The sequence below is a fragment of the Wolbachia endosymbiont of Drosophila leontia genome (assembly GCF_028981785.1).
GTDB lineage: Bacteria > Pseudomonadota > Alphaproteobacteria > Rickettsiales > Anaplasmataceae > Wolbachia > Wolbachia pipientis.
Map to the genome: position 1 here is coordinate 135 of NZ_JAPQLK010000044.1, position 4,479 is coordinate 4,613.

Sequence of the window (4,479 nt, forward strand, 5' to 3'; positions counted from 1 at the left end):
AACACCAGCTTGCAAATGATTGTCCTTTCCTTCATTTCTCTCCTATTACGAAGATTTTAAACAGGTTCTAAGGAGCAGAGAATCTAAATCTTTTTGGATGTGTCCAGTGCTAGGATGCAACAATTCATTTTCATGTAAATGCGCCTCATCAAAGTATTCATCACGTTCAACTGTTCTGCCATCTATTAGGGAAGCTTTATAATGACCGTTTTCTTTTGTAACTGCCATGTAAGCACCACCTTCGTATGAAACATTTAAGTTGTGTAATATATCCTCAAAAACGAAAGTTTCTTTAGTTTGGCCTTCAACTTGCTTAAAAAATCCTGATTCGCTCAATAATTCTCCAAGCTTTGTATTTCCGTCATATATAGACAGTGCACCCATATCTCCTTGACCATGAGCTTGCATGGAAAAAATCTTACCTTCTTGTAGATCAATATGAGTACCTCTGATTAAGTTTGGATCGATATTGACCAGCCCATCTAATATTTTTGCTGCTTGGGAATTATTTTCAATCTTATCAACAGCTTTGTTTTTTAGTTGATCAAACTTTAAAAATGCTGGTCTGTATTTTGTATTTTCCTCATTACGTAACTCTTCAATAGTAATCTCTCCTTTATGATATTTTTGATACATTTCACCACGTTGTTTATTCAAATTATCAAATTCATCTACCTGATTCTTAATTTCTGTATCATATTTTGATAATATCCTCAAAGCCTGATTTTTATACTCTTGACTGTTTCGATATTCATTACCTTGTTGGTCAGAGTAAGTTAGTTTATCCTGTCCATCGGAAGTTTTTACTACCTTGAGGAAATGATATTCCTTTGATATATCAAGTGTATCATTTGTTGCCCTATTTATAGCACGAGCAACATCATAAAATGCAACGTGTTCTACAGGAGAAAAACTTCCAACGTTTTCTCCATCCATTTTTTCTATATTTGCTTTATAGTAGGATACGTTTTTAATTTCTCCACCCACTATTTCTTGACCAATTGCTATGAAATCTCCTTTTGTAACTTGCAAAGCGTTGAGATGTTCCATTGCAGTTTCTGTATCATTCTCAGCAAGCCAACTTTTGAAGTCAGTATCGTGTCCTTTTATGTCTTTCAAGAAACTTTTTGACTCATCTGAGTTACCTTGACGTAAAGCATCTAGGTAGTCTCTTAATAAACTAGGATCTTTTTCCTGTGAGTACATTATCAACGCATGACCTGTTTTATAAACCAAGCTATTTGCTTCGCTGTCCTTTGAGTATTCTAAACTTAAAATTTTATCTAAATCCAAATTTGCAGCTTCAGTTTTGTCGATACTTGATTCTTGAGAATTGAATTTATGATCTGAATGATGCTCAAAGTAGTCTGCAATTCCTTCCATTAATACTGTAGGTAAAGATTTGCCTCCTGTAGCCAAGTAAGTTAAACCATGTGCAAATTCATGCTGAAGGTTATGAACGCCACCTTGCTGGTAGACGTACATTTCAGCAAAAACGTCAGCTTTCCCTTTGTAGTAACATTTACCACCTTCGTCTCCAAGGTAAGAACCGAAACGCTCGCTTCCGCCAAGGTGAGTGTAATCATCCTTGTCATCAAACATGTAAATTTTAAATGTTTGTTCTGAACTGCCGCGTTCTAACTCGAATGCGTTTTTAAAATTAGTAGCTGTTTCTCTTATCTCACTTTCAATGTTAGCAACTTTACTTGCTCTTAAATTGTGAGAATAAACCTCTACTTTAATATTTAAATCTTCAACTTCTATAACATGTGGCGAATTAAACCCTTTGCCGTTATTGTTGAAATATTCTGCTTTAGTTATATTTTTATTTACTTGTTGACTAATTGTCATAATTTTAACCTCTAATTTGCTGATCTTTCAATATCAAGCATAAAGTAATTTCCCCAAAAAAACGTAAATCCCTGTATTAATATAATTTATATCTTAATAAATAAAGTATAGATAGTTAACTTAATATATAAAATTTAGAATATGGCTGAAATTCTATACAGCTATATTCCGGAATCACATTGGACAAGGACAAAAGCAAAGTGGTTTATTGACTTTCATTCCACCAAAGCACTATACTAAAACCACGATGGGTAATTAGCTCAGTTGGTAGAGCACTTGCTTGACGTGCAAGCGGTCGCTGGTTCGAACCCAGTGTTACCCACGTTTTTGTTTATGAAAAGATTTTATATGACAGCAGTGCATAACGGTAAACACTCAGCAGCGCAGTCCAAGCGCTTAATCTATTCCATAATAATAGTTGCGATAACAATGTTTATGGAAATAGTAGGTGGAATAATTTCACATTCGCTTGCTCTATTATCAGATGCAGGGCATATGCTCACTGACCTCTTTGCCTTGGTTTTAAGCTGGTTAGCACATAGGTTTTCAGCTAAGAAATCCGATTTGCAGAGATCATACGGATATCATCGGTTGCAGATAATTGCAGCATTTGTTAATGGTTTAACTCTATTCCTCATTGCAGTAATCATTATAATTGAGTCAATAAAGAGGCTTATTTTTCCAGTCAATGTTGAGTGGAAAGTAATGTTAGTAATTGCTACACTTGGCCTGATCTCTAATATCATAGTCTTTTTTATATTGCATAGTAAATGCGAGAGCAATATAAACATAAAAAGTGCTGTACTACACGTTATAGGAGATATTTTAGGTTCTGTAGCTGCTATACTTGCATCCATAATTATCATGTTTACTGGATGGCAAATGGTGGATCCGATTTTATCGGTATTTGTCAGTGTAATCATTTTGAATAGTGGCTACAAAATTCTAAAGAATTCTTGCCACATACTTCTTGAAGGTACACCTGAAGGGATATCTACTGAGGAAATAAAAAGTAAGATCACATCAGAATTACCTGAAGTGATAAATGTGCACCACATACATGCATGGTCACTGTCTGATAATTATTTTATAATTACCATGCATGCCAAAGTAAAGCAAGATGCACAACACACTGGTATTTTGTATGAGATAAAAAAAATACTACTAAATAGGTTCGAGATAGCACACTCTACAGTCGAGATCGAATACGATGAGTGTGCGGATAATAAAATACTTAAACATTGACGTTTTAAATTATTATGCTATTACTAGAGTGTAATGATGTCAAAGGTAGGCTATGATAGGCATTTCTCAAATACAATTTCCTTCAAAGGAATCTAGCAAGCTAAAGTTTGTTAGTTATTTTGCAACTTTTGTTTCTTTAACCATTATCACTAATCCCGTTAATGTTCTTTTTTCTCTTGGTACTATATTCTTCAGGTCTGAAATTAAAACTCTTTATATCTACAAAGAAATAAAAACGGCAAAACAGCAAAAAATGAGCAAAAGGGAATATTGGGAAATATTTTTTAAGAACAATACAATCAAGGTAGCAGTCTTCCTCTTGTTTTCTGCTTTCATAACATATCTAACTTTCGCTACCACTTTCTTGCTTATTTCGTTACTAGGAACTATACCACTTACAATGCTATTAATTTTATTGCAGAGTGAACTAAGGCCAAAAGATTTTAACCCATTTACGCTGCTTAAAGCTTCTATAAATTTCTTTTTGGAAGGTATAAAAGAGAATTTACGTGGTATGGTTAATAGTTTTGATGTTAAGCTTGAACATTTACTGCCCCATCAATTAAATGATGATATCATTAAAAATATTGATAAATTAAAAGATGAGTATGGTGAAAAAGTATCCGAAGACGTTATTAATGATAGAGAATTTAAGCAATTTATTGAATATATAAATGATTTAAATGAACTTAATTATCGTCAGTTTAGTGATGAGGATAAAGGAAGGGTAATTACATTTTTAAATGACTTTTGCAAAGATGATCAAAAGTATAGCTCCCGCTTTACAGGTGGACGGATTTTACTTTTAGTTCTGAAAGCCTGCAATGATGGAGACAGAGAAGCTGTAAAAAATAAAAAAGACGCGTTAATTACAAATTTGCTTGATAGCCAAACTTTCTCTAGAAAAGAGCGAATTCCTAACACTTGCTTCACCGGTATTATCTATAGAATGTTAAGCACGCTAGAGGGTATTCATCCTGATCCAGAAATTGGATTTACTCCTCCTAGGCAAATATTACTTCCAGGAGCACAAAATGAAGCACGTAAGTTCATGTTAGACAGGTTAAAAAACAAGAAAAACAATAAAGAAATTTTTAAGGCTTGGTATGACGTTCAAAATGGTTATGAAGATGATGAAAGTCAAAAAATAGTTGATGATTTTATTTCAGAAGTAAGTATTCCTCTAATGAGAAAATTATTGAGTATTACTTCTCAATATAGTGAACAAATTGTGCTGACGTTAATGAAAAATATTAGCTCTATAAAGTTAAATAAATTACAATGTTGTGAGCTGGTTCAGCACATGAGAAATAAACTGCAGGAGCATGGTTTAGGTGACCAAGAAAGTTTACTCGAAAACATCGGAAAAAAAGTATTCTTAGA

General features: G+C 33.4%; 3 protein-coding genes and 1 tRNA gene. 3 read left to right on the plus strand and 1 reads right to left on the minus strand.

Features of this window, described 5'->3' with window-relative positions; all coding sequences use genetic code 11:
- Positions 1-45: 45 nt before the first annotated feature.
- Positions 46-1,851: a hypothetical protein gene (locus tag OZD63_RS01400; RefSeq protein WP_275007916.1), complete on the minus strand. Its 1,806-nt coding sequence runs from the start codon at positions 1,849-1,851 to the stop codon at positions 46-48.
- A 249-nt stretch (positions 1,852-2,100) separates the two neighbouring features.
- Between OZD63_RS01400 and OZD63_RS01405 the strand changes: the two genes are divergently transcribed.
- The 3 genes from OZD63_RS01405 to OZD63_RS01415 all read left to right on the plus strand — a co-directional run.
- A tRNA-Val gene (locus OZD63_RS01405) sits at positions 2,101-2,173 on the plus strand.
- Between the two features lie 11 nt (positions 2,174-2,184).
- A complete protein-coding gene (locus OZD63_RS01410; protein WP_275007918.1) occupies positions 2,185-3,096 on the plus strand; it encodes a cation diffusion facilitator family transporter in 912 nt (303 codons plus the stop codon).
- 52 nt (positions 3,097-3,148) lie between these two features.
- On the plus strand, positions 3,149-4,479 hold a 1,331-nt coding region (locus OZD63_RS01415), incomplete at its 3' end, for a hypothetical protein (protein ID WP_275007920.1).

Coding starts and splice junctions, on each gene's coding strand:
- OZD63_RS01400 (WP_275007916.1), bottom strand. CDS start 1,851: ATGACAATTAGTCAACAAGTAAATAAAAATATAACTAAAGCAGAATAT.
- OZD63_RS01410 (WP_275007918.1), top strand. CDS start 2,185: ATGAAAAGATTTTATATGACAGCAGTGCATAACGGTAAACACTCAGCA.